The organism is Pseudoalteromonas sp. NZS100_1, from assembly GCF_015864285.1.
Classification (GTDB): domain Bacteria; phylum Pseudomonadota; class Gammaproteobacteria; order Enterobacterales; family Alteromonadaceae; genus Pseudoalteromonas; species Pseudoalteromonas arctica.
This window is the reverse complement of record NZ_JADYXN010000003.1, coordinates 89,308-113,839: the sequence shown is the minus strand read 5'-3', so window position 1 is coordinate 113,839 and position 24,532 is coordinate 89,308. Positions and strand designations below refer to the sequence as shown.

General features: G+C 37.4%; 23 protein-coding genes and 1 pseudogene. 11 read left to right on the top strand and 13 right to left on the bottom strand.

The window, feature by feature from the left end; genetic code table 11:
- Window positions 1-18 precede the first annotated feature (18 nt).
- Both I6F66_RS03065 and I6F66_RS03060 read right to left on the bottom strand, forming a co-directional pair.
- Window positions 19-1,356 carry an ankyrin repeat domain-containing protein gene (locus tag I6F66_RS03065; RefSeq protein ID WP_165728196.1) on the bottom strand — a complete coding sequence of 446 codons (1,338 nt, stop codon included), beginning with the start codon at window positions 1,354-1,356 and terminating at the stop codon, window positions 19-21.
- A gap of 230 nt (window positions 1,357-1,586) precedes the next feature.
- The gene (locus I6F66_RS03060; protein WP_007583914.1) at window positions 1,587-2,180 is read right to left on the bottom strand and encodes a phospholipid-binding protein MlaC; all 594 of its coding nucleotides are present in this window, start codon (window positions 2,178-2,180) and stop codon (window positions 1,587-1,589) included.
- Window positions 2,181-2,424: 244 nt separating this feature from the next.
- Between I6F66_RS03060 and I6F66_RS03055 the strand changes: the two genes are divergently transcribed.
- Both I6F66_RS03055 and I6F66_RS03050 read left to right on the top strand, forming a co-directional pair.
- Window positions 2,425-2,961: an acyloxyacyl hydrolase gene (locus I6F66_RS03055; protein ID WP_165728195.1), complete on the top strand. Its 537-nt coding sequence runs from the start codon at window positions 2,425-2,427 to the stop codon at window positions 2,959-2,961.
- A 126-nt stretch (window positions 2,962-3,087) separates the two neighbouring features.
- The gene (locus tag I6F66_RS03050; RefSeq protein ID WP_165728194.1) at window positions 3,088-3,234 is read left to right on the top strand and encodes a DUF2897 family protein; all 147 of its coding nucleotides are present in this window, start codon (window positions 3,088-3,090) and stop codon (window positions 3,232-3,234) included.
- Window positions 3,235-3,287: 53 nt separating this feature from the next.
- Here the strand turns inward: I6F66_RS03050 and I6F66_RS03045 are convergent, their stop codons facing one another.
- Window positions 3,288-4,658, bottom strand: a complete 1,371-nt coding sequence (locus I6F66_RS03045; RefSeq protein ID WP_165728193.1) for a YjiH family protein — start codon at window positions 4,656-4,658, stop codon at window positions 3,288-3,290.
- Between the two features lie 66 nt (window positions 4,659-4,724).
- Window positions 4,725-5,786 (bottom strand): outer membrane protein assembly factor BamC, encoded by a 1,062-nt coding sequence (gene bamC / locus I6F66_RS03040; protein ID WP_165728192.1) that lies wholly within the window; start codon window positions 5,784-5,786, stop codon window positions 4,725-4,727.
- 359 nt (window positions 5,787-6,145) lie between these two features.
- On the opposite strand from bamC, the gene I6F66_RS03035 reads away from it, so the two are divergent.
- Both I6F66_RS03035 and bcp read left to right on the top strand, forming a co-directional pair.
- Window positions 6,146-6,679 carry a glycine cleavage system protein R gene (locus I6F66_RS03035; RefSeq protein ID WP_007583906.1) on the top strand — a complete coding sequence of 178 codons (534 nt, stop codon included), beginning with the start codon at window positions 6,146-6,148 and terminating at the stop codon, window positions 6,677-6,679.
- An 11-nt stretch (window positions 6,680-6,690) separates the two neighbouring features.
- A complete protein-coding gene (gene bcp / locus I6F66_RS03030) occupies window positions 6,691-7,170 on the top strand; it encodes a thioredoxin-dependent thiol peroxidase (protein ID WP_002963124.1) in 480 nt (159 codons plus the stop codon).
- A 724-nt stretch (window positions 7,171-7,894) separates the two neighbouring features.
- Here the strand turns inward: bcp and I6F66_RS03025 are convergent.
- The gene (locus tag I6F66_RS03025) at window positions 7,895-8,413 is read right to left on the bottom strand and encodes a GNAT family N-acetyltransferase (protein WP_165741693.1); all 519 of its coding nucleotides are present in this window, start codon (window positions 8,411-8,413) and stop codon (window positions 7,895-7,897) included.
- A gap of 549 nt (window positions 8,414-8,962) precedes the next feature.
- A complete protein-coding gene (locus tag I6F66_RS03020) occupies window positions 8,963-9,523 on the bottom strand; it encodes an outer membrane beta-barrel protein (RefSeq protein WP_231611820.1) in 561 nt (186 codons plus the stop codon).
- Between the two features lie 198 nt (window positions 9,524-9,721).
- Between I6F66_RS03020 and I6F66_RS03015 the strand changes: the two genes are divergently transcribed.
- Complete coding sequence (locus tag I6F66_RS03015) at window positions 9,722-10,957, top strand: helix-turn-helix transcriptional regulator (RefSeq protein WP_197142191.1); 1,236 nt, start codon at window positions 9,722-9,724, stop codon at window positions 10,955-10,957.
- A gap of 680 nt (window positions 10,958-11,637) precedes the next feature.
- Here I6F66_RS03015 and I6F66_RS03010 read toward each other — a convergent pair.
- A pseudogene (locus I6F66_RS03010) lies at window positions 11,638-12,908 on the bottom strand (IS4 family transposase).
- A 292-nt stretch (window positions 12,909-13,200) separates the two neighbouring features.
- Here I6F66_RS03010 and I6F66_RS03005 point away from each other — a divergent pair.
- The 4 genes from I6F66_RS03005 to I6F66_RS02990 all read left to right on the top strand — a co-directional run bounded on the left by I6F66_RS03005 (window position 13,201) and on the right by I6F66_RS02990 (window position 16,166).
- A complete protein-coding gene (locus tag I6F66_RS03005; RefSeq protein ID WP_165740084.1) occupies window positions 13,201-14,208 on the top strand; it encodes a zinc-binding alcohol dehydrogenase family protein in 1,008 nt (335 codons plus the stop codon).
- 57 nt (window positions 14,209-14,265) lie between these two features.
- Window positions 14,266-14,934 carry an oxygen-insensitive NAD(P)H nitroreductase gene (gene nfsB, locus I6F66_RS03000; RefSeq protein ID WP_165740082.1) on the top strand — a complete coding sequence of 223 codons (669 nt, stop codon included), beginning with the start codon at window positions 14,266-14,268 and terminating at the stop codon, window positions 14,932-14,934.
- Between the two features lie 67 nt (window positions 14,935-15,001).
- Window positions 15,002-15,634 carry a putative quinol monooxygenase gene (locus tag I6F66_RS02995; RefSeq protein WP_165740080.1) on the top strand — a complete coding sequence of 211 codons (633 nt, stop codon included), beginning with the start codon at window positions 15,002-15,004 and terminating at the stop codon, window positions 15,632-15,634.
- Window positions 15,635-15,695: 61 nt separating this feature from the next.
- On the top strand, window positions 15,696-16,166 hold the full coding sequence (locus tag I6F66_RS02990) for a carboxymuconolactone decarboxylase family protein (RefSeq protein WP_165740078.1): 471 nt from the start codon (window positions 15,696-15,698) through the stop codon (window positions 16,164-16,166).
- Between the two features lie 541 nt (window positions 16,167-16,707).
- Here the strand turns inward: I6F66_RS02990 and I6F66_RS02985 are convergent.
- Together I6F66_RS02985 and I6F66_RS02980 are read right to left on the bottom strand one after the other, a co-directional pair.
- Window positions 16,708-17,664: a LysR family transcriptional regulator gene (locus I6F66_RS02985; protein WP_165740076.1), complete on the bottom strand. Its 957-nt coding sequence runs from the start codon at window positions 17,662-17,664 to the stop codon at window positions 16,708-16,710.
- Window positions 17,665-17,906: 242 nt separating this feature from the next.
- The gene (locus tag I6F66_RS02980; protein WP_197208771.1) at window positions 17,907-18,803 is read right to left on the bottom strand and encodes a LysR family transcriptional regulator; all 897 of its coding nucleotides are present in this window, start codon (window positions 18,801-18,803) and stop codon (window positions 17,907-17,909) included.
- Window positions 18,804-18,922: 119 nt separating this feature from the next.
- Between I6F66_RS02980 and I6F66_RS02975 the strand changes: the two genes are divergently transcribed.
- Entirely contained in the window at window positions 18,923-19,558 is a 636-nt protein-coding gene (locus I6F66_RS02975) for an NAD(P)-dependent oxidoreductase (RefSeq protein WP_165740072.1), read from the top strand.
- A gap of 64 nt (window positions 19,559-19,622) precedes the next feature.
- Here I6F66_RS02975 and I6F66_RS02970 read toward each other — a convergent pair whose 3' ends face one another.
- From I6F66_RS02970 to queE, 4 genes are all read right to left on the bottom strand, one after another.
- Window positions 19,623-20,462: a nuclear transport factor 2 family protein gene (locus I6F66_RS02970; RefSeq protein ID WP_165740070.1), complete on the bottom strand. Its 840-nt coding sequence runs from the start codon at window positions 20,460-20,462 to the stop codon at window positions 19,623-19,625.
- A gap of 161 nt (window positions 20,463-20,623) precedes the next feature.
- Entirely contained in the window at window positions 20,624-21,466 is an 843-nt protein-coding gene (locus I6F66_RS02965) for an acetolactate decarboxylase (RefSeq protein ID WP_165740068.1), read from the bottom strand.
- A 553-nt stretch (window positions 21,467-22,019) separates the two neighbouring features.
- On the bottom strand, window positions 22,020-22,763 hold the full coding sequence (locus I6F66_RS02960; RefSeq protein WP_165740067.1) for a class I SAM-dependent methyltransferase: 744 nt from the start codon (window positions 22,761-22,763) through the stop codon (window positions 22,020-22,022).
- 239 nt (window positions 22,764-23,002) lie between these two features.
- Window positions 23,003-23,668: a 7-carboxy-7-deazaguanine synthase QueE gene (gene queE, locus I6F66_RS02955; RefSeq protein ID WP_002960417.1), complete on the bottom strand. Its 666-nt coding sequence runs from the start codon at window positions 23,666-23,668 to the stop codon at window positions 23,003-23,005.
- A 144-nt stretch (window positions 23,669-23,812) separates the two neighbouring features.
- On the opposite strand from queE, the gene queC reads away from it, so the two are divergent.
- Complete coding sequence (gene queC / locus I6F66_RS02950) at window positions 23,813-24,469, top strand: 7-cyano-7-deazaguanine synthase QueC (RefSeq protein ID WP_165740065.1); 657 nt, start codon at window positions 23,813-23,815, stop codon at window positions 24,467-24,469.
- The last annotated feature ends 63 nt before the right edge of the window (window positions 24,470-24,532 follow it).

Here is a 24,532-nt window from a genome sequence, read left to right as displayed (position 1 = left end):
TTAGCTGTTTAAAAGTGACTAAACTAAATCACTTAAGGCAGCTAGCACCACAATGCTCGCTAACCCTATTTGAGCCACTAAGCTAATAAACGAAAAGCCCCTAAGCACAAATAAACCCCAAGGGTGTTTAATATGCGGATATAACGCGCAACGTTTTAAAGTGGTTGCAAAGAAAAAACAAATCACCGCCGCCATAGTTAAACCCAGCGTCAGCTCACTTTTAATAGAGAGTGTTTCATCAAAAAAGAAGAACAACTGTAAAGGCAGCAGTATAGTGACGATAGCGTGCAGCACATGTACTTTTTTAATGCGATCAAACTGCCCTTCTGGCGAAAGCTCTTTAATACCAAAGTCACGTTCTAAGCATTTAACTAAGTTATTGGCTTTTATACTTACCGCTAAACGGTAACAGCTTAAACCTTCTTTATTGCGCGCTCTAAAGTCGTATCCGGCTTTAATTAGCAGTACCATAAGTGATTCATTTTTAGCAAATACAGCATAATGAAGTGCTGTATTACCTAAATTATCAACCGCTTTTTTGTCTTGCTTTGCAAGTAGCGTTTCAACCACATTTACAAAGCCTTTTTCGGCGGCCCACATAAAAGCTGTTTTATTGTTTTCATCAGCAAGAACACCTGTAGCGCCTTGCTCAATAAAGCGCATTGCCATTGTTTGCTTGGCTGTTTTTTTACGCAGGTGCGTTAATAATGCTTTTTCTAGCAGTACAACAGAGTCAACATCAGGAGAAACCTGTGTAAGCAACGTAAAATAATCTTTACCCGCTGCTACTTTTTCGCTGGCAAGTTCAGAAAGAGTATCTAAATCAGCAATAGACTCTGGAATAAACGCACTTAAACGCTCTCTAAAATCAACTTCTTTCCAAAGCGCTAATGTATCCTTTGCCGAAAGCTTACTGTTATTATTTAGCGCATGCTCAATTAACGTGAAATAGCGCTTACTAAAAAACAAATCAACTAAAGACAGTGGCGTATCTATGGTGTTTTGCGCAGCCACACTTGCGTATTTTTCAAGGCGTTGGCATAGCATAAGCACTAAGCTTTCAGGGGTGTATTCATTATCGTAGTAATGGCTTTTAACCGCACTAATATACGCTTGTGCGTCTTCGTCATATTCAGAGATATGTTGAAAGTAACATTCTTCAAATGGTTCTAGCGGGGTTAGCCATGCCAAATAATAAATAGGCGGTAACACGGTGGTGCATACACCATCGTCTTCATTTGTAGAACGACAAGCAGGCCAAGCTTCCAAAGCATCTAAAATAAAGGCACCGTTTTGTTCTACCAGTCCTTTAATAAGTAATGGGTATTCCTTTGGCCAAATCAGTACATTTTCCATTAAAACAACACAACTCCAGTGTGGCTTGGGGGTGGTAAGTTATATCAGTTTTTAGCTGACACCACGCTTAATCAAAGTGTCGATATTCTAGCACACCTTTGTTTTGCTGCTAGCGCAAAATTACGCAATAACAACAATCCTTTACTTACAAATATAAAAACGGCCAAGTACATAAGTAATTGGCCGTTTTTGAGGTTGGAGTTGGGCTTAATCAGAGCCAGACAAATAGTCTATTTACTTTTTAACTCGCTAATAACTTGATCTAAACCCACTTCAGAAATACGTTGAATAATCTCTTTTTGCTTAGCACTTAATAGTGAAATGCCTTCGGCAACAATATCGTATACTTTCCACTCATCATTTTTACCTAAACGAAGCTTAAAACTTAAGTCAATTGTAGGCGCATTTGGCTCAATAATTTGTGTATTAACTGTTGCGTACTCAGAGTCACTTTTTGCGTTATTACGCTCAAATACTACTTTTTGACCTGTGTACTTCATTAGTGCACCAGCGTATGTGCCTGTTAAGTAATGCTCTACTGCATCTATAAATTGAACAGCCTGTTCGCGCTCAATGCCTTTAATGTGCTTACCTAATAATTTAAACGACACAAACTTAACATCAATATGTGGCATTAAACGTTTTTCAACAATGGCAGCCATCGCTTCTTTGCTTGCTGTGCCTTTTGAATTTACTTGGCCAATGTCTGCAAATAGCTTATCGGCTACTGATTCAAGTAACTGATCTGGCGATTGCTGAGTTTGTGCAAATAACGAACTACTAAAAAAAGCAGTGGCTAAAACGAATAGTTTAAAGAGTTTCATAATTGTATATGTCTGTGTGATTAAGATGGCTGTAATTTACGCGAACTATACGCAATAAAAAAGGCACAAATAAGCAACTTATTAATGCCCAAATCGCACCAATAAAATAACTAAAATAAATTCAAGCAGTTAGAAAACTCCATTAACAGGCCATATACAACCGGCATTTTGTCCTCATTGTAATTGTTAATAGGTCGCCCTTATCATTTAGTTATCACTTGAATCAAACAGACATTTGGCACCTATGAAAACGTCACTTAAAACACTTATTATCTCTTTTGTATTAGTAGTTTCACTTTTTGGCAAATTTGCTTTTGCTCAATCGAACCACGGTTATGCCGTTGATTTTCTCAAAGGCGAAGGTAACGTAAACGGCGTTAAGCTTGCGTATCAGTATCATGCACCTAGCATGCAAAATATAATTGGTGATGCACGCTTTTACTTTGAAACCAGCGTAAATATGTGGGAATACCGCCACGGCGATGAAACACAATCAAACCTAGTACTTGCTATGTCACCTGTGCTGCAATTTCCTGCCTTTAGTTTTAACAACACCCCATTTTATGTAGAAGCAGGGATTGGTGTATCACTGATTGATGAAACGCAGTTTGCCGGTAAAAACATAAGTACTCACTACCAGTTTGAAGACCGCATAGGCCTTGTTGCCGACTTTGGTCATACTAACGTTGCCCTTAGAGTTATTCACTATTCAAACGCAGGCTTTAAAGAGCCAAACCCAGGGCTTAACTTTTTAACGCTTTCGGTAGCTAGACGTTTTTAAGGTTATTGATTGTGTTTAAGGTTATTGATTGTTTTTAAAGTTATTGATTATGTTTTGAGTAATTTAATTGCTGTTATAGCGTAAAACGGTCACACTTAAACGTACTAAATATTAAGTGATACTGCGATGCAAACTTGGCATATTGTAATTATTGTCGCCGTTGTTTTTACTATTGTCATTGGTAATATTGCGCTGATTAAACTCTCTGCAAAAACGGAGTTTAAAAAGCCCAACGCCAATATTAAAAATACAACAGACACAAAAAAGCCCTGATTAATCAGGGCTTTTTTAATAATACCAATTCGCTTAATTATATTTTCGTTAATTTAGCCTACTAACCAATGCGCCATTAGCGCAATAACAGGTAAAGTAATTAGCGTTCGCAAAATAAATATAATAAACAACTCTAAAATATTTACCGGTATTTTACTGCCAAGTAAAAGTGCGCCCACCTCAGACATATAAATAAGCTGAGTTACACTCATTGCGGCAATAATAAAGCGCGTTACATCACTTTCAATTGTTCCTGCTGCTAATATTGACGGAATAAACATATCAGCAAAACCAACCATAATAGTTTGCGACGCTGCTGCCGCTTCGGGTACTTGTAATAACTCTAAAAATGGCACAAACGGCATACCTAAATACTGAAATATAGGCGTATGCTCAGCAATGATCAGTGCAAATGTACCTACCGCCATAACTACAGGCAATACACCAAACACCATATCAAGCGCGTTATGTAAGCCCTCTTTTATAGTACCTTTAACACCCGTTGAGTTATCTGCTTTAGCTAATGCAACATCTAACGAATGACCAAATAAGGTTTTATGACCCGGAATTGTTTCAGCGTCTCTATCTGGCTCAGTGCCATCAATCAGTAAGTCTTTTTTAAAGCGCAGTGGAGGTAATCGCGGCACAATAATAGCGGCAACAATACCGGCTAAACATACCGTTGCGTAAAACGGTGCAAATAGGTATTCAAGTTTAACTTGCCCAAGCACCACTAAACTAAACGTAATTGAAACCGCTGAAAACGTAGTACCAATAATAGCCGCTTCGCGTTGTGTATAGTGCTTTTGATCGTACTGCCTTGCAGTCATCAAAATACCCACACTACCATCACCTAACCACGATGCAGTACAGTCAACCGCGCTTCTACCAGGTACACCAAATACAGGGCGCATTACTTTAGTCATTAACGTACCAGCAAGCTCTAGTAGACCAAAGTTAATTAATAGCGGCAGTAATAAGCCCGCTAAAATAAATACCGAAAACAACACCGGCAATAAGTCATTTAATACCAGCGCGCCAGTATTGGCCGAGGTAATCATCTCGCTGCCTAGGCTTAAGTACGTCATTAAACCAAACGCCATACCAAATAAGCGCACCACCAGCCATGTCCAGCTCACATCAAATAAATGCTTTAACAAAGATGAGTTACATATAGCGGCGGGTTTAAACACTTTAGTAATTACAGAAATAACCCCTGTAATACAAATAATGAGAGTAATAATTGCTTGAGCAGAGCCAAGCATCATTGCTTGAACCGCTTTTGCCATAACGGCAATAGGAATGGTCATCCCTTGCGAGGTACTAATGGGTGTCATAAATAAAAACACACCAATTAACGAAGGAACCAAAAAAGTAAACCAAGTGCGCCACGTGTAGTGTGAACGATGAGGTAGCTGAGACATATTTATTAACCTATAAAAACCACAAAAAGAGCATAGCGCTCTTTTTGTGGTAAAACTTATTATTATTTAAATTTTAATGCCGCGCTGAATGAGTGCTGCTTCTAATGCTTGTTGTAAACCATTCATAGTACCTGGCTCAAGCGTTTCGCCTTTGTCATCCATCCACGTTAAGCTAGTACCGCCTTCTTTAGTTTTACTTACTAAAATTTGGTATTGGCCTTCATCAATAGGTAGTTGAGCTACGTCATCACCCCAAATTGAATCCCAAACACTTGTTTCTGGTTTAGTGTAATCAGCAGTAATTAAGCCCGTATCTGGGTTAATTTCAACAATAGTGAACGACAAGCGCTCTAAAAATCCAGAGAAACGGTCAAAAACAGCTTCGTAAGATTGCTCAGTTACAAGTGCTGCATTACCTTTGTTATCAAAGCCCATTTCAAGAGAAATAATACCTTGGCGTTTACGCATATCAACTTCAAGTTGACGGTAACGGTAATCAAACTCGCTCACTACTTGGTTAAGCGCACGTACTTCTAACTGCTGTTTTAACAAATCAGTTAGCGTATGGTCGCCTTTAAAATCAATCAGCTCTACACGTAAAGACGCAGTACGCTGATGTGACTTTTCTTCAATAGTGAATCTAAATTTTTCTAAGTCATCGTTAACTTCATCGCCCCACCACCAAAAACTTTCTTCCGTTTTGATAATTGAGTACCAATCAGTTTCAATAGTACCTAGTAGCTTGTCTTCTTTAGTGGTTGCTGCATTGTTATCAGCGAGGACTGATTGAATCGTGTCCCAAAGAAATTCATCTAAATCAGCAATGCCATCGTTTTTATCAAAATAAATACGCGCTTGTTTATCTGTCTCTTCTACCCAACTGCCTTTAGCAATTGTTAATACTTGTGCCGGTGGGCGGTAATTTGTAGCTTCAGGATTGTTGTCGTATTGACCTACATCCATTTTATAAACTGGGTCTTGAGCTGGTTGAGATAACGACGTTGGTGCTTTTACAGGCTCATGCGTACGATAGTTACGCTCATTATGTGCTTGATTAGTAAATACACTACATCCTGATAAACTTACCAATACACTTACTGCAAGTGCTTTTGGGATCCAATACTGCACAGATATTTCTCCTTAGCATACCCTTTAATTGTTTTAACAAATATATGAGTGGGTAATGCCGATTTGGTTCAGTGTAAAATCAATATTAACTTTACATTTATTATTTGGCTGCCTAAATGCAATAAAGTTCAGCACTTCAACTTAGCAATAAAACTAAGCGCAAATAAGCAAATTTTAGCTATGGTACTTTCCCGTGCCAGTAAAAACAAGAAACACCGTACTTTAAAAGCGCTTAATTAGCGTGTGCTGTAGTTTAGAGCCCTTTTTGTGTTAAACTTCGCCGCCGTGCAACTTCTCGTGTGTATTTTTGGTGTTGCCAACTCGGTTGATATAATCCAAGTAACAAGGTATTTGAACTCATGACTGCATTTTCAAATCATCAAATTGTTTTAACAGCGATTGGCGAAGACAGACCCGGTATTGTAAGTGAACTAACCCAACTCGTTAGCGATTGCCACTGCAACATTATTGACAGCCGTATTGCTATTTTAGGCTGCGAATTTACCTTCATAATGCTACTAAGCGGCGACATGTCTGCAATAAGCCGCATTGAGCACGTACTGCCAACCAAAGCCATGGAACTTGGCCTACTTACCATGATGAAGCGCACAGCGAGTCATACTCCTAGCGAATTTTGTGCAGGTTACACACTAGAATACACTGGCATAGACACCCCAGGCACATTGAGCAAAGTAACGCGCTTTTTTGCCGACAATAATATTAGTATTTGCTCACTTAAGTCAGACACTTATTCTCAAGAAGACAACATTAAAATGCGTTGTGAACTTGAATTCAACATACCTGTTGATGTAGATATAGATCAATTTAAAATTAGTTTTGAGAGCCTTTCTCATACGCTAAACGTAGATTATATTTTTAAACGAATTCGTTAAGGATGCTAAACATGAACACAATTAGTCCATTACAAGCAGGCGATACTGCACCCGCTTTTAGCCTACAAAACCAAAACGACGAAACAGTAACATTAAGTGAGCTGTTAAAAGAGCAACAAGTGCTTGTGTACTTTTACCCTAAAGCGTCAACGCCGGGCTGTACTGTACAAGCCGAAAACCTACGCGATGAGCAAGCACAGCTTGCTAAATTTAACACCCGCGTTGTAGGTATTAGCCCAGATCCAATTAAGCGTCTTAAAAACTTTGAAACTAAAAAAGAGCTTAATTTTGACCTATTAGCCGATGAAGACCACGCCATTGCTGAAGCATTTGGTGTATGGGGCTACAAAAAATTTATGGGTAAAGAGTACGATGGTATTCACCGCTTGACGTTTTTAGTAGGCCAAGACGGTAAAATTAAACACCTATTTGATAAGTTTAAAACCAAAGATCACCATCAAGTGGTGTTGGACTATCTTGCAGCAGAATAAGTTTGCAGCAGAATAAGCTAGCGGCTGAGTAAGTTAGCTACCAGCTATTAGACAAATACAGAAAAGCGTTGCTCAAGGGCAACGCTTTTTTTATGCCTATACATTTTCGCTATGTAAAAATTATACCAATCTGCTTATATATAGGGTCTATTTAACGTTAAGAAAATTACGCTAGAACTAGGCAAAAATTTTTGTATCTAGTTGTTCTCGGCAATTGCTCCCTGCATTGCTCTACCTCCTGCATCCATGCAGTCGTAAATAAAAAATTTTTAACGACGTTATAGTGCAATTTAATTCGTTAAATTGCTCAAAGATTTATGCAGGTTGGTATTAATATAGTAATTGAGTAAATAATTTGTTAAAACTGCCAAAGCACTTATTATTAGCCCCTTACCAATTGGATATTTAAACCTTGAATAAAAGCCTAAAATTTAAACTTTATTTAACTGCCTTAATCATCTGTATTATCGGTTTTAATTTTTCAGAGCCAAGTATGCAATTTTACTCAAACCCGTTTTATATCGGTAGTTTCGTTTTTACTATTGCGCTTATAATCTCTGTAATTAATTACGCCTGCCCTGCCTGCAAGAAAAACCAAGTAATGCGCTCTATTTCTAGTTATAAGCTTCCCACTAACGATTGTTATAATTGCGGGAAAGAAATTGATGAGAAAAGTAATTAAGTAGACGGAGTTATTACTGGAGAGTCTAGTACGTGGGGTTATTCACAAAGTCACTTGGTATATATTAAGTTGTTGTAGTGTATTATCAACCGATACAAAGTTTGGAATTGTACTAACTAAACTCGCACCTAATTTTAAAGCAATTTTAATACTAGCTTCATTTTGTTCTAAGCATCTAAACTCAATGACTTTAGCGCCTGTGTTTTTAAGTATGCTTGGCAATCTTGCGATTACTTGACTGATAATACCGTTGCCTTGTGCATCACTACTTAACCAGTAACCAAGTTCCGCTATATTCAAATCAGGACAAATAGACTTAACTGCAAAAACACCACTCAGATTATCTTTATAATAAATTTTAAACCACCGCGAGCCATTTAGCCCGCTGTTTACTCTGTCGAGTATGTACTTTTTAGCTGATTCAATATTGTTTACCCCTTCTACCCAAGGCAAAAATGCACCTAAACTTGCCCGACTTAAATTAACAGTCTTCAAAATATCCGCAGCATCGCTTTCCACTAAAGGAGCTAATTTAATGTGTTCTGCAATTTGAATATGCAAGTGTTCTTCCTTGTGAGTATTGATTTTATAGTTGTAAGTTTAAAGCTAAAGATCACTATTAAGTAGCCCCAAACTTATTTAAGGACTGAATAGCCTTTGAGCTAGTAAAAAGATACAGAAAAGTACTACTCTAGGGCAACGTTTTTTTACGTTATTTACTCAAACTTTGATTAAGTAAGAGCATGAACGAGGGATAACTAGGCGATCCATAATTTTGATGTATGGAGTCAAGATTTGACCCTAGGGCAGTCTTGTTACAGCGCAGTGTGTAAACACAGCCAGAAACTGGACTGACATTGGTACTAAACGATGACTGAGGCGAAAGCCAAGGGCCTTAATTAAACTGCCTAAATTCATATGGCGTTCTTTATTCAAACCAAGGTGCATATTCACACCAATCGACGTCATTACTGGGGGCGTAGTCATATTTAAATTGAGTTTGAATAATAAGAACACTTGGTTTTTGAATAAAAAGTTCAAGAAAACACTGCTGCCTGCTTGACCTGAACTTTCTAATGGGTGAGCCCTTTTGCTTTTTAGTTACGAACTTTAAAACTCAAATAATATACCCAATTGAGTTGTTTCATTTCGGCCAAACTCAACTTCAGTACTCGCATACGAAAGTGAAAGTAAAACCAGATCACCCAACGGTACTTCAAATCTTACTTTATAAGTAAAGTCAGTTCCTGTGAATTCTTCCTTTGCCTCAGGGCCTGAGTTTAAAAAAAAGCCTTCTCTCGTGTCTAATTCCCAGCGCGATAACCCCACCATTGGCACAACCCTAAAGTGCGTTGCTAAATCAAATGAATATCCTATCATTGCCTTAAATTCATACGTTTCATAGCTATCTAGAGTACCAAATAATCCATCACTTGATGTATAGGCTAAGTTAGCTTCTGTGACTACATTATTTCCAAATTTATAACCGAGTACATAACCAAGTGAGAATCCGCCAGTATCAAAATCTTCGCTTAAAATTGCAAAATCTTTATCTACTTTTATTTTTCCCGTACCAAGCTCAACGCCCATTCTTATTTGAGCCTCATTGGCATGTGTAGTAAAACTACTCATTAACAATGTGAATGCACTAAGTGAGATTGTTTTTTTCATTTTATTATCCAATATTGAGTTGACCTTAAAAAGGCACTTTGTTGCTTCAAGGGTGTGTTCAATATATGATATTAAGTGTGCCTAAATTAATCCACGGACATAACCGGACATTTTAAGTATTACGTTAGGAAACCTTTCGTCAAAATTGAAATCCCTCCTAAGCCGTAAATATTTAATACCGAATTACAAGAGTGAAAATTGAACAACTCAAAAACTGCCCTTCTAAATCGAGGGCAATTACAGCAATATATAATAGAGCAATCGATAAAACATTTATGGCTTGCCAATCAAATAGGTGTAAGCGAAAAAACCCTTACTCGATGGCTTAATGGCTCAGTTACAAGAATACGTCTGAGTAATTTAAATAAGCTTGCGAGTGCTTTAAATTGTGAAAAAGGAAGCTTGATTGCCCGTTCAGAAGTGGATATTTACCCGAGTGAAGAGAACCGAGATATTTTAGTAAATGAATTGCATAACGATGGGCTTTTGTATGAACTAATGATGAGCAGTAAGATTAAGCTCGCTATTTCTTTAATTAAATCAACATTTCACTCCGCATTACCAAGCGCTATTGTGGCCAACTTCTATATTAAACTTGGTTATGCCGCGCTTATTCATCGTCAATATGAAAAAGCACTACAATATTTTGATAAAGGCCTTAATAAAGCAATTAAAGTGAATGATCTTCCGTTAGTGTTTTCTGCTAATTTAGGCACTGCAATTACTTTACTATTTTCTTGTGAGTTTAAAAGATCACACCATTACTTAGTAATATGTAATGCCACATTACAACACGCGAACCAAGAGAAGGCTCACTATTACAGCACAAATGCACTTTTCTATTTATATTCTGGTGATATAAACGCTGCAATCCAATCAGCTAATTTATGCTTAAACGAATGTGATATAACAACCGATTCAATAGAAAAGAATCTATTTAAGAGTACCGCTTTACAGCTGCTCGGCGCGTGTTATTTGTTACAAGGCGATATTGAATTAGCGTATATATTTTGCGCTGAATCACTAAACGTAGCCAATCTATCTGGGTATAATCGCTGTGTTGCGGTATCAAAAGGATACTTAGCCGCTATTCATTGCACAAATGCAAACTATGTACTTGCAGAGCAACTTATAGCGCAGAGCATTGCCTTAGTTAGTGACGAAGATATTGCACTACCGAGCTTGTTGTGTATCTCATTATTTATTTACCGAAAAACTGGGAACAGTTCAAAGTTCGCGGTTTCTTTAAACGCACTAAACAAAATTTGTAACACGGCTACAGTCCCTAACACCTTTGCTGTATATCAGCTTTATTTAATAAATATAGAGCAAAGTGAGATGCTCGAGGCATCTGAAAAATTAACACATATTGAAAACACACTAACCCAGCTCTCACTTCCGCTTTGGCAGCCATGGTTAACTAAGCTAAGCTAGTATTCCCTCTTTATCGAGAGTTAGTTAAAATTATTTTATCAAATCGTAAAAAATCCAAAGGGGTCACCCATTAGAAAGTTCCGGTCAAACAAAACCAAAGGGGGTCACCCATTAGAAAGTTCCGGTCAAACAAAACCAAAGGGGGTCAAGCCCTGACGAATCCCCACAATTTGATGATATAAATCAATAAGTTAGTTTAAAAAACGGTTGAAGTGCACAGCCGATTTTGATCTTATATGTTTTTTCCGACCAAAGAAATTACAAAGTAAATCGACTATGCACTTATAACCATAAGGGTCAAATCTTGACTTCATACATCATAATTAATTAGCTGTTTATATTCGCCGAAACTCAAATACGTTACTGTATCGGATGGCGCTTCGCTTATCCGACCTACGTTTTCAAATATATAATACGGGTTATTGGGGGCGTGGGTATTGCAGGTTTGTTGGGTTTCGCTACGCTCGACCCAACCTACGTTGTTTGTTTTAAAAACCAGAGGGGTCAAATTTTGACTTCATACTTTAACTGCCTAGAAAGAACTATAGCCGTTCCACCAGTCCCTAATAAGACTCACCTACTACGTATTGTTGACAGTTTTTTAAACCATTTCATACATTCGCGCTTGAAGTTTTATTAACTTCAAGCGCTTTAATTAATATGAACTCATAGGTTAGACATTAAGAGAGAATTGGATTCAGGCCGCATTTTAATCGTCCTTTTTCTTTATCTCTTTTTGGGTTCGCTCTTCGTGCATATTTTGACAAAAAACTGATAGTTTTTTGCCATGCTTTATTCAGTGTCGATATCACGCCTTGTGTTATCGACTCCATTAATTGATAAAACCAACCTTGGGTGTTTTTTGCTACCATAAATGTTGATAGCTCAATACCGGCAAGTTGTTGAACACTCATGCCTATTCGCCTCTTTACTAACAACGTCAATAAACTTGCCCACACCAAGCCTTCCATCATGCTCGCTTTTCTGGTGTTAAATTTCTGAAGGTTGCAATAAGACTTCCATTCTTTAAACAGTAACTCTATTTGCCATCTGAGACTGTAGAGCTTTATTACCGCTTCAGCGCTAAATTTTTCTCGATTTAAGTTCGTTGCCCAATAAGTAGGCTCACTTTTTCCTTTAGGCCAGCTCGCAATCAATCGATAATTCGTTTTACCTTCCACATCCATATCGACAATAACACTACGACGAATATGCTTTTTAACGTCCTTTTGCTTCTCTGTGAAAACCGTTTTAACGCGTTACCGTGACGATTAAAAGCAGCTACTACGGTTGGATTAACCGTGGTTTTAGCCCTGACAACATAAAAGCCTCCTGCTGTATCAATTGATTCAAGATACGATAACTTAAAATAACCTCTATCCGCTAAAAACAAGGTGTCGACTAACGATTTAGCATCAGGTAAAAAATCATATTCAGCTTGGCTATCAGGACTCACTGAGATTTCTTCGGGATAACCTTGAAGCACATCCCAACTCACATGAACCTCTATTGCCGCAGGACTTATTTTAGTAAAGCGACCTTTAAAGGTATCTTTTAAACTATCGTGCACTGCGAACGAACTTCCATCTTGCATTACTATGCGTTTAAAGTCAGAAAGAGTGGCGTCTGTACCGAGTATTTGTTGCTGCCATTCATTTAACGCCACATCGACCAGTGATTTCATCAATAGGCTGAATTCAGGCTTACTCAGTTGATTGTGAAACGGTTTATATTGAACATCAGTTTCCGTCAACTTCACAAAATAGCGATGTAAATCTGTCACGGTGTTTACCGATTTATCGCCTAGAGCCGTTATTAACGACATGACTAATTCGAAAGGTTTTATTATTCGTTTACGGCTACAAAAACGGCTTGTTTTACCTATTTCGTTAATATTAAAATCGTTAAGCACTTTCGTTATTTTGTTTAACTCAGTATTATGTTTATTCATGCTCTGCTTTTGGGATAGATAGTGGTTTGGCGATTACTATCAGATCAAATTCAGAGCATGTTTTCAAGTTTTATTCCTTAAGATCCAACCTATGAGTCGTTATTAACTAAAATTCTTAATCGAATATTTTTATATTTTGCTCGCACTTCTTTAATTTTATTATTTATCATCAAATTCCACGTTAAAACATTATGGCTATATAAACCCATAATGTTTTGCATTTATGGCCATTTTCTTCGTTGCTGCTTTCTTTATAATAAAATTATCAAAGTAAAACAAATCGAGAAATAATATGAAAGCTATTGGATATCAAAATAACTTACCCATTGAAAACGAACTATCGTTACAAGATATTGAACTTGAGCAACCTGTTGCACAGGGACACGATATTTTAGTAGAAGTAAAAGCGGTATCAGTTAATCCTGCTGATTATAAAGTACGCTCAAGTATGCCTGTACCAGATGGCGAATGGAAAGTTATTGGTTGGGATGCTGCAGGTGTAGTTAAATCTGTAGGTGATAATGTTACGTTGTTTCAGCCGGGTGATAAGGTTTTTTATGCTGGAGATATAACACGTTCAGGTAGTAATGCTGAAATGCAATTAGTTGATGAACGTATTGTAGGGAAAATGCCTGAGTCTCTGTCTTATGGTGAAGCCGCAGCGCTTCCGCTTACTTCATTAACTGCTTGGGAGATGCTTTTTGACCGATTAGAAGTGTCAAAACAAGATAAAGAAAAAAGCATATTGGTTATTGGTGCTGCCGGTGGTGTTGGATCTATTATGGTACAACTGCTTAAAAAGCTCACTAATTTAACCATTATCGCATCCGCTTCTCGACCAGAAACAACAGATTGGTTAAAAGAGCTTGGTGCTGATCATGTGGTGAATCACAGAAATAAGTTAAGTGAAGAATTTTCAGAGCAAGATCTAGGTAATGTTGATTATGTTGTAGGTTTAAACCATACCGGATCGCATTTGGTAGAAATTGAAAAAGTACTTAAACCTCAAAGTAAATTCGGTTTAATTGATGATACTAAAACACTTGATATTGCAGCGTTTCAAACAAAAGCTATTTCGGTTCATTGGGAGTTAATGTTTACTCGGTCACTTTTTAAAACACCTGATATGCAATCTCAACATGACATCCTTAATGAAATTGCAACTTTAATTGATAAAGGTTTACTTAGAACTACGGTCGGTGAGAACTTAGGTCAAATTAATGCGGAAAACTTACGTAAAGCACATCAATTTTTAGAAACTGGAAAAGCGAAAGGTAAAATTGTTTTAGAAGGCTTCTAAACAACACTTATTACTACCTATTATTTTAATAATAACGACAACTATAGAGATTTGAATATGAATAACGATATCACTTATTATGCTAAAAAAAGACAATCAGTTAAAGCTTACGATTCAAGTAAAAAAATATCAGCAGAAAATATTGAAAAGATTAAAGAGTTATTACGTTACAGCCCATCAAGTGTTAATGCACAACCTTGGCACTTTGTAATAGCTTCTACTGAAGAAGGTAAAAATAGAATCGCTAAAGCAACTGATGTGCTTTATCCATTCAATAGTAATTCTATTCGCGAGGCATCTCATGTTGTTGTATTTGCGAGCAGATTAGATACTCCAGAAGAATACTTACAAAGCCTTTTAGCTCAAGAAGAAAAAGACGGGCGTTTTGATGCTGACCCTGAAGTGTTTAAAGCAAAAATGGACGGTGGACGTAAAATGTTTATTAATGTTCATAAAGAAAAATTTAACGATGTTCCTCATTGGTTGGCCAAGCAGGTTTATTTGAACTTAGGACATTTCTTATTGGGTGTCTCAGCGTTAGGTATTGATTCTACGCCAATGGAAGGGGTCGACCTTGATATCTTAGATAAAGAATTTGGTCTACGTGAAAAAGGTTTTTCTAGCATATGTGTTGTACCACTGGGTTACAGTGATGCTGAAAACGACTTTAATGCATTACTACCAAAATCACGTTTACCTTACTCAGATATATTAACGGAAGTTTAGACTTAACATCGCTTTATCAGAAAGCTCATTAAGTATTACTACGACAAAAACTAATAGGATTTTTTAGATGATTACTCAAATAGTAAAGTTTGATATTAAGTTGGAAAAAATTGAAGAATTTAAAGAGGCACTTCTTAATGACCAACGTGGTTCAAAAAATGATGATGGATGCCTTGAGTTGCGTTTATTTCAAGATAAGAAACAGCCGAATATTATTTTTGCCTATGAACGGTTTAAAAATAACGACGCATTAACACACCATGCTTCTCAGCCTTATACGGCAGTTGTATTTGATTTACTTGAAACGTCTGCTCAATCTGAGCCGTTAGTCATGGAGTTAAACGATACTACGCCAAGTCCTCTACATGAAAACAACCCAAAGAGTGCTAATGAAGAAGATGATATTTTTATTATTTTCTTCATTTTTAAGATAAAGCCAGGTTACCGTGAAAAAATATTAAATCAATTTGAAATACATATACCCAGCACTAGAGCACAAGAAGCAGGTAATATTATTTTCGATTTGTATACCGTTGAAGGGCAAGATGATACGTTTGCTGTTTATGAACATTGGCGTAAAGAGTCAGATGTTTGGGATATTCACTTCAATCAACCTTATGCAGTAGAGACTGGAAAACTGATGAATGAAGCGGTTGTGGGTGAATTAGAGCAATACATGAATTTTGTAACTGAATTTTAATCATTGCTAACCGTTTGTTAAATAATTTTATTACTAGGCATAAATTTGTAAAGTTGATTCTATGAACATATATATTTTGACTGTTTTGTTATTAAGTTTATGTAAGGTTACTAGTGTATACGCCTATGCTGAATCGTTAGTTGAAACTCAACCTATCTCAGAACGATTTACAGAAGGTATTAAACGGTTAAATGAAATAAACAGTGAAGGCTCAGGTGAAAAAATAGTTAATGCACTGAAAGATGTTTCACCTGACCTTGCAAAATATGCAATAGAATATGGCTTTGGAGACTTACTTAGTCGTAAGATATTGGCAGTAAAAACCAAAGAAATGATCATAATTGCTAATTTAGCGGCTTTAGGAAATGCTCAACCTCAGCTTAAAGCACACATTAATGCAGCATTAAATGTAGGGGTTACTCAAGAAGAAATAGCCGAAATAATGATATTAACAAGTGCTTATGCAGGTTTTCCTGCGGCAATAAACGGCACTTTAGCATTGAAAGAAGTGCTAATTCAGCGTGTAAAATAACTCATTTCAATCAAGGAGATTTTATAATGAAAATGATACATAAATTAACTATTTTACTTTGTTTAGTCTTGATGTCTGTTTATACATTTGCTGATGAACTGAAATCGCCAACACGTACTCTTGATGGAACTTCTATTACATACAACTACACTAGCGGTTGATCATATAACGTAAAATTCGAAAAATCAGGTGTCAGTTATCGTTTTTTAACAGGATCAAAACCCAATACATGGTGGGGACCATTTCCTTACACTGCATTTGAAGTTGAAAAAAACACCTTCCTTGCTGCTTGGTTTGAAGAGGAATACGGTGATTATGTTACCTTACATGTAAATTTCAATACTAATTTATTGTATGGTAGTGCTATTTTACAAGGCGAAACAGTACATTTTCATGGTGCTACAATTGTAAAAGTCGCAAGATAACCTTCAGAGTATTGATATAACACTCGAGGAGGCTCATATTCAACTTAACGAACATGTTAATTTAAGTTTTGAAAAGAAAGACTTAAACGAACAAAAATATTTATTGTAATACTTTCCTATTTATTAAGATTATACAGCTTTTTATAATTTGGTACGTGACTCTCCCAAAATGGAGGCTCGCCAATATTGGTTTGTAATATGTCAATAAATTCAGTAATTAATGGTGTTTGGTTTCTATGTGGGTAAACAGCGTAAATGCCAGTATCCATCATAGATATTTTATGATCGGTTAATAAAGGTACTAATTTTGATACATTTATTGGTTGTTCCAAATTAAATAAATCAAGCATGGTATAGCCAATTCCGTCTTTAACAGCGCCCATCATCGATTTAACATCACTGACTTTATAATTTCCTTTCATTCTATAAATGTTAAATTTATCACTAGTAGGTGATTCACTTAGCTGCATTTGATCTAATGTTACATCACCATTACTGTATATAACTGCTGGTAATGCGATAAGTTCTTCTGGCGTTTTCGGCTGTCCATGTACCTTAACGAACTCTTCAGAAGCAAGAATGACGAAATTTGTTTTTGCTATTTTTTTTGCAATAAGGTTTGATTCGGCAAGCTTTCCAATTCGAAAAGCTAAATCAAAATGGTCGGCAATAATGTCACTTTTTTTATCGTCTAATGAAAGTGTTATTTTTATATCCGGAAATTTTTTTAGGTAACAGGAAATAGCAGGCTGTAAATACATTTGGCCGAAGTCGATAGAAGAAGTGATTCGAATATGACCTTTAGGTGTTTTATGATATGAATCAGCAATATTTTTAATTTGATCTAATGTTCCAATCAATAATTGTGCCTGTATAAGTATTTCCTCTCCTGCTGGTGTTAAAGAAAATGAACGAGTAGAACGATTTAATAATTGAATACCTAAACTGGTTTCAAGTTTTTTAATTTGTTTTGATAAAGATGAACTATCCATATCGTGAAGTGCAGCAGCTTTGGCAAAAGAACCCTGCTGAACAACATCAAGAAATAATGATAATTGATTTGTGATAGACATATAGCTCTTATTCTCCAGCCCAAATAGTAAATGATATAATAACTGAAGTAACTCTTTTTTAAAGATTTTAATGCCCGCTTGAGAGTAATTTATTATTAGGTTCACTTATTAATTGAATCTGAAGGGCTACAAAGCCTAAAAATAGATATTGATAGGCGCCATAAATAAGCGGTTCGACTAAATCAATATATTAATTAAGTTCGTTCAGCTACCTGTTGAACAACATTATGACAATGATTCATTTATGTACGAGCAACTTTGACATCCTCTTGCCATTGTTCAGCCAAAAAATCGATAAATGCTCTGACAACAGGTCGCTGGTAGCTTCTTGACAAATATACAGCCCAAAGTGCCATTGTAGGTAAAAATATGTCAGGTAATAAGTGTATTAACTCACCTTTTTCTAGCGAAGGATTTGCTAAGTCACAGGGAAGATAGGCAAGACCGACACCATTAATGGCTGCTTTTATCAAAACACCGAGGTCATTTGCTTGAATACTGCCAGTTACAGGGATTGAGTGATATTTTTTATCTTCAATAAATGTCCAACTATTTTGAGATAAATGTACCAAACAATTATGCTCAATTAACTGTTTTGGGTGGTTTATTTTATCATGATTTTTGAGGTACCTTGCTGAGCCACATAATACACTTTCAATACTCATTAACCGACGAGCAATGAGGTTTTCATCGGGTTGGTCGGTATACCGCAAAGCAACATCTATGTGTTCTTCAACTAACAATGCATTTTTGTCCGACATTACTAATTTAATACTAACTTTTGGGTGTAAAGCGGTAAACATGGCAACCACCTCGTAAAGCAGGTTTTGTCCGAGCCCTATGGGCGTAGCAATACGGATATCACCAATAAGCTCTTCATTATGGCTACGGGCTAAGCTTTCTAAACCAGATACCTCACTTAAAATGCGTTCACAATGTTGCATAATATCTCGACCTGGCGAGGTTAAACTAACACTACGCGTTGTACGATGTAGTAAACGAATATTGAGCCAGTCTTCTAGCTCCTTAACGTGCCGTGTTACTTTTACACGACTCAAGTCTAATTGCTCTGCTGCATCAGTAAAACTACCGGTACTTGCCACTTCAACAAAACTGCGTAGTGCTTCAAACTTATCCATAAAAAACCTTTATTTCAATATTTGTAACAATCATGTACTTAAATACGTATTTATTACAGTAATAGATTTATTCATAATAACGACATCTTAAATAAATGATACAAACTTTGGAGAATACAATGAAAATAGCAATTATTGGTGCAACAGGTTGGATTGGCTCTACATTAATGAATGAAGCCTTAAACAGAGATCATAAAGTTATAGCAATTAGTCGTGGCGCAAAGAATATCGAAAAACAAGGTGTTACCACACACCCTCTTGATTTACTTACTGATGGAAGTATTAAAGACGCTGTTGCCGATGCTGACATCGTTATTGCGGCTATTGGTGGTCGAGCAAAAAGTAATCATGAAATAGTTGCGAGTACGGCACAGCGTTTATTGAAAGAGCTACCAAAATCCGATGTTAAGCGTCTAATTTGGGTGGGTGGTGCCGGAAGTTTAGAGGTAGCTCCAGGTGTTAAACTCGTTAGCGTTCCAGACTTTCCTGCTGAATATAAAGACGAAGCGATTGCTCAGGGTCAGGCATTAGACGTTTTTCGCAATAGTGATAGTACACTAGATTGGTTATTTGTAAGTCCAGCGGCTGAAATTTTCCCCGGTGAACGTACAGGTATTTATCGTGTAGGTGGGGAGCAATTACTGAGTGATGACCAAGGTAATAGTAAAATTTCTGTTGAAGATTATGCTGTGGCATTGATCGATGAGGCTGAAAAGTCTCAGCATCATAATAAGCGCATTGGTGTCGCTTATTAATAGCTGAAAAAATAATCCTTGCAGTGACCTAATAAGAACAGATCACTGTAAGGATTAATACTATTTAGAACATACCATTTTCGTGAGCCATTTTAGATGGAATCGCCTGAATGCTGTCCCAGTGCTCAACTATCAGCCCATTATCAACACGGAAAAGATCGTAAAAGGCCGTTGGTTGGCCGCCAAAATCGCCTTCACTTTGAGTGAACACGAAGTTGCCTTCGGCAACCACGTTATGAATTTTTGTGTACCCAAAAGACGTTTTATTCTCAGCAAGACTCCCCATAAAATCAAGTAAACCTTTAGTGCCATCTGCAATCCCTGGATTATGCTGATGGTAAACCTCTCCTATATATTGACTAAGTTTATCACCTTTACCGTTCACCAATACATCGGTTACGAATTGTATGACTATTTTTTTGTTTTCTTTCGTTTTATCAATATCCTTAATCATTGTAGGGCCGTCTACCATACTGCGACCACTTACCGTTTTAACCGGCATTTCTTGAATCCCGTCCCAATGTTCCGCGATTAAGCCGTTTTCAATACGAAATAAATCAAATACAGCTAGTTTGCTGCCTAAAACAACCTCACTGTGAACCAATACGAGATTACCTTCTCGAAGTACACGTTTAGGGTGGTAACTGAGCGGCGTATCTAGTGTTTTTAGATAGCCAACAAAACCTAGTAGCCCTGTTAGCTTATCGTGTGCACCTGGATTATGTTGAATATAACCCTCGGCTACATTTTCTTTAATAAAAGAGATATCACCCTGTACTAAGCCTTTATTTAGTAACTCTAAAGACTGCTCTTTAACTGTATCTTGGGCAATGGCCAATGGTGAGCCAAGTGTAATAACAGCAGTCACTATTAGACTTAAGGTAAATTTAATTGATTTTTTCATGTGTTAATCCTGTAATAATTTTAATGTCTACTTTTAGCAAGTAGACTTGATTTATTGAACCTATTCTTACTGCATCATCTTGCATATTAATGCAGCTTATTTAGTTAATTACATTTGCGCTAAGCGATGAAATAAATGCGTATCGATAGCAATAGCTAACATTATTTACTGTCTTTTGTTCCTCCTGAACCTGATCCTGAAGGAGGTTTGATCATCTTCATTTTTTTCGTTCGGAATTCTTCAACATTAGGCAGAGCCAAATTGATTCGATCAAACTCCTGTACTTCAAATTCCATTTCATCAAAGCGAATATCTTCAAGATGACCGCCGACTGTGTTATCGCCATTTTGAAAATGAAAATGTAAACCAGGAATACTAATCGTGCCTAAGTAGTCAGGCGTGTAAATACCGACCAACGTCCCTTTGGTCTGCTCTAGGTTATACATTTGACGACTGCCTAAATATTTAAAAAAGTCGACATCTTCATCTTCAACGCCGTGAGCCGATGCTAAGCGAGCAAGCTCAAAAGTGCCCTTTGCCTTGAATACATAAAAACTATTAACCGACTCAATTTCAGCCGAAATAACATCAGACAGCGCTTTAAATGAGTTAATACCCTTAACCGTAATTGAATGTGTGGGTTCAAATTTTACCATCGACATATATGGCGCTTGTAAATTATCAGGTGCTACTGTTGATGTACCATCAGCGGCAATACTGTAAACCACACCATCAATAGCCGTTAACTCGCCATTGAGATGGTTACTCACACCCACGCCGATATCGCCTAAGGTTTTCATTTCTTTTGCTGTGATATTACCTTCGTAAATGGTATTCATTAACGTAATAGGTAAGCCGTATTGCTCGATTGCTTTGCCTTTATTGAGAGTGCTGTGAGTATGTGTATGTGAATCCGTTTTCGATTCCCCTGCGATTGTATTACTTGAAATACCTAAAATGGCAGTTACGCTTATTAGCGCTAGAATTTTTTTTTGTATGTTCATAGTGTTCCTATTTGTAGTTAATGCCAGAATATTGTGTTTATTAATCAATGATGTGCAGTTCTCAAACTACAGTCAGCCCATGACACCGGCATGCAGATGTCATGGCCAACTTACCAATTTAAGGGTTTACTTCTCTTAACTCATGTAGATATTCAGGAATAGGCCGTTCAAGAGATTCCGTCAGAACCTTCCCTGTTTCGATAGAAAGCGGATCTGTAGTGGAGAACGCACGTGCCACCTCAGCTGATTTCCACCATTCGATGACGACTAGCTGGTTTGGGGTATTGTAGTGGTCAATAAAATATGGCCACTGTTTTAAAACCAAAGATAAAGCCAAAAGGCTCAAATATTGACTTCATACATCATAATTAATTAGCTGTTTATATTCGCCGAAACTCAAATACGTTAGTGTGTCGGATGGCGCTGCGCTTATCCGACCTACGTTTTCAAATATATAATGCTGGTTTATTGGAGGCGTGGGGAGTGAGGGTTCATTTAAGATCGTTGGATGTCGTAGGGTTTCGCTGTGCTCTACCCAACATACGTGTTTGTCTTAAATTTTTACGCAGACAAAAATGGCGTTGCCTGAGCGCTGTGCCCATGGGGTTATTTTGTCGTAGTCATGTTCAAATATGTGAATTTCGAAGTACGGCTTTAGGGCTTCTTTAAGCTCGCTATAACTAAAGGCGACCATTGGGTGCTCGTCGTGCCATACGAGTATTTTGTCTGCAGTGGCTTTTTCGATGTTGAGTTTTAATAGCTGTTTATTGCCTGTACCACTGTAGTGCCAGCCAGAACGAAATGTGAATAAGCTATTTTCACTTGTTGCGGTATGCTCTACAAATGAATCGCTGTCGATTTTGTTTTTATCAACGGCGTTAAAGCAAAATATTCCACCTGTATTTAATGCACTGTGTACGCTAGCAAGGCATTCTTTTAGCTTATCAATTCCGTCGCAGTAATGCAGTGAATACAAAAAACAGGTAATTAAATCCAAGTGCTCGGTTACCTTAAACTCACTCATGTTTTGCAACGAAAATTGCGCTTCTGGGCAGCGAACTTTTGCTTTATCTAGCATTGGCTGGTTTAAATCAAGACCACTACTTTGGTAACCGTTATCTATAAAATGACGTACATGCGGGCCGGTGCCACACGCTAAATCGAGGTGGGTATTTCCGCCATTACCAAAAATTTGGTGCAGCCTGTGAATAGAATTACTTTGGGCTTGATAATCTATATCTGCGCACATTAAGTCGTAGTAATCAGAAAGGTCGGTGTAAAGCGCATTTGCGGACATATAAGCCTAGTGGTAAGTAGTAAAATATTTTTAAGTCGCGCATAGTAAACTAGTTATGGCTATTAGCGAAGAAGATATGAGCTTTAGGTTTGTCGGATGGCGCTTCACTTATCCGAGCTAAATAAACGACCTACGTATTTAAATATTATAGAACATTGTTATAAACGGTGTGGAAGTGGAGATTCGTTGGGTTTCGCTACGCTCTACCCAACATACGTACTATAACTTTAAGCTGCGCTTTAACTAATTCCTAAATACTTGTGTACTTGTATTGATAGGCGCCAGTTTTTGGCAATACAGGTGTCGATTGCTAATTTGGTTGCTGATACTTTTTGGCTTATTGGCTGTAAGTAAACAAGCTTTGGATTAACACCTGTTTTAGCAAATAATTCTTCTAGCTCTTCTACGTGCTTTTGCATAGCAACGGGGTGTTTAATTTCGTTTGCACGCTTCATGGTGCTGGTAAGTACTTCATAACCGCCGCGCATGTTGATTTTTGGCGATACCGTAACCCATGTTTGCTCTGGGGCAAGTATTTCAAACGTGCCGCTGGTTTCTATTTGTGTGCTAAAACCGTGTTCGTGTAATAAGTTACATACTGGGTTTAAATCGAACATGCATGGCTCGCCGCCGGTAATTACTACGTGCTTTGCAGTATAACCACGCGATTGGAACAACGCTAAAATTTGCTCTGCACTGGCGTTAGCCCAATGATCTGAGTCGGCTTTTTTTTCTACGGTTTCGTCCAGCGATACTTTATATACGTTATCAACATCCCACGTTTGCTTAGTGTCGCACCAAGAGCAGCCTACTGGGCAGCCTTGCAGGCGCAAAAATATTGAGGGTGTGCCAGTAAAACTTGCTTCACCTTGAATGGTTTCAAACACTTCATTAATTTTGTACAAAAGAGATCTCACTTACTACCTAGCAGCCAAATTGCTACTATTAAAGACGAAAAAGCGCTGTGCAAAAATTGTTATTTAAGCTGCGGCCGTGTAGTATATCGCGCCCTGATATAAACCTCTATTAAAACTAAGAGCAAAACAGATATGACGCAAAAAGTAGTTGTTATTTATTCCGGCGGTATGGACTCATTTACCGTATTAAATAAAGCCCTGCAACAAGGCCATGATGTATATGCCCTATCATTTGACTATGGTCAGCGTCATGTAAAAGAGCTTAAAGTGGCAGCAAGTGTGTGTGAAAAATTAAACGTTCCGCATAAAATTGTTGATATTTCGGCGATTAACCAACTTATTGGTGGCTCATCACTTACTGATGACATTGAAGTCCCTGAAGGCCATTACGAAGAAGAAAGCATGAAAAGTACGATTGTACCTAATCGTAATATGATTTTGCTCTCGCTTGCTGTTGGTTACGCGGTATCACTTAAAGCTGGCCAAGTTTATTACGGCGCTCACTCTGGGGATCATGCTATTTACCCTGACTGCCGTCCTGAATTTGTGCAAAAAATGGATGATGTGTGTCGTATTGCTAACTACGACGCTGTAGAAATTTTTAGCCCATACTTAAACAATACTAAAATTGGTATTTTAACCGACGGTATTGAAATGGGCTTAGATTACAGCCAAACGTGGACTTGTTATAACGGCCGTGAAAAGGCCTGTGGTAAATGTGGCGCGTGCCAAGAACGCCTTGAAGCATTTGCACTAAATAACATTACAGACCCGTTAGAATACGAATAAGCAGCAATTAATTAGTAATACAATTGCTGTAAACAAAAAAGGCTATCATCGATAGCCTTTTTT

Excerpts from the sequence above, each read along its gene's own strand:
- I6F66_RS03065 (WP_165728196.1), bottom strand. The coding sequence starts at position 1,356 with ATGGAAAATGTACTGATTTGGCCAAAGGAATACCCATTACTTATTAAA.
- I6F66_RS03060 (WP_007583914.1), bottom strand. The coding sequence starts at position 2,180 with ATGAAACTCTTTAAACTATTCGTTTTAGCCACTGCTTTTTTTAGTAGT.
- I6F66_RS03055 (WP_165728195.1), top strand. The coding sequence starts at position 2,425 with ATGAAAACGTCACTTAAAACACTTATTATCTCTTTTGTATTAGTAGTT.
- I6F66_RS03050 (WP_165728194.1), top strand. The coding sequence starts at position 3,088 with ATGCAAACTTGGCATATTGTAATTATTGTCGCCGTTGTTTTTACTATT.
- I6F66_RS03045 (WP_165728193.1), bottom strand. The coding sequence starts at position 4,658 with ATGTCTCAGCTACCTCATCGTTCACACTACACGTGGCGCACTTGGTTT.
- I6F66_RS03035 (WP_007583906.1), top strand. The coding sequence starts at position 6,146 with ATGACTGCATTTTCAAATCATCAAATTGTTTTAACAGCGATTGGCGAA.
- bcp (WP_002963124.1), top strand. The coding sequence starts at position 6,691 with ATGAACACAATTAGTCCATTACAAGCAGGCGATACTGCACCCGCTTTT.
- I6F66_RS03020 (WP_231611820.1), bottom strand. The coding sequence starts at position 9,523 with ATGAAAAAAACAATCTCACTTAGTGCATTCACATTGTTAATGAGTAGT.
- I6F66_RS03005 (WP_165740084.1), top strand. The coding sequence starts at position 13,201 with ATGAAAGCTATTGGATATCAAAATAACTTACCCATTGAAAACGAACTA.
- nfsB (WP_165740082.1), top strand. The coding sequence starts at position 14,266 with ATGAATAACGATATCACTTATTATGCTAAAAAAAGACAATCAGTTAAA.
- I6F66_RS02995 (WP_165740080.1), top strand. The coding sequence starts at position 15,002 with ATGATTACTCAAATAGTAAAGTTTGATATTAAGTTGGAAAAAATTGAA.
- I6F66_RS02990 (WP_165740078.1), top strand. The coding sequence starts at position 15,696 with ATGAACATATATATTTTGACTGTTTTGTTATTAAGTTTATGTAAGGTT.
- I6F66_RS02985 (WP_165740076.1), bottom strand. The coding sequence starts at position 17,664 with ATGTCTATCACAAATCAATTATCATTATTTCTTGATGTTGTTCAGCAG.
- I6F66_RS02980 (WP_197208771.1), bottom strand. The coding sequence starts at position 18,803 with ATGGATAAGTTTGAAGCACTACGCAGTTTTGTTGAAGTGGCAAGTACC.
- I6F66_RS02975 (WP_165740072.1), top strand. The coding sequence starts at position 18,923 with ATGAAAATAGCAATTATTGGTGCAACAGGTTGGATTGGCTCTACATTA.
- I6F66_RS02970 (WP_165740070.1), bottom strand. The coding sequence starts at position 20,462 with ATGAAAAAATCAATTAAATTTACCTTAAGTCTAATAGTGACTGCTGTT.
- I6F66_RS02965 (WP_165740068.1), bottom strand. The coding sequence starts at position 21,466 with ATGAACATACAAAAAAAAATTCTAGCGCTAATAAGCGTAACTGCCATT.
- I6F66_RS02960 (WP_165740067.1), bottom strand. The coding sequence starts at position 22,763 with ATGTCCGCAAATGCGCTTTACACCGACCTTTCTGATTACTACGACTTA.
- queC (WP_165740065.1), top strand. The coding sequence starts at position 23,813 with ATGACGCAAAAAGTAGTTGTTATTTATTCCGGCGGTATGGACTCATTT.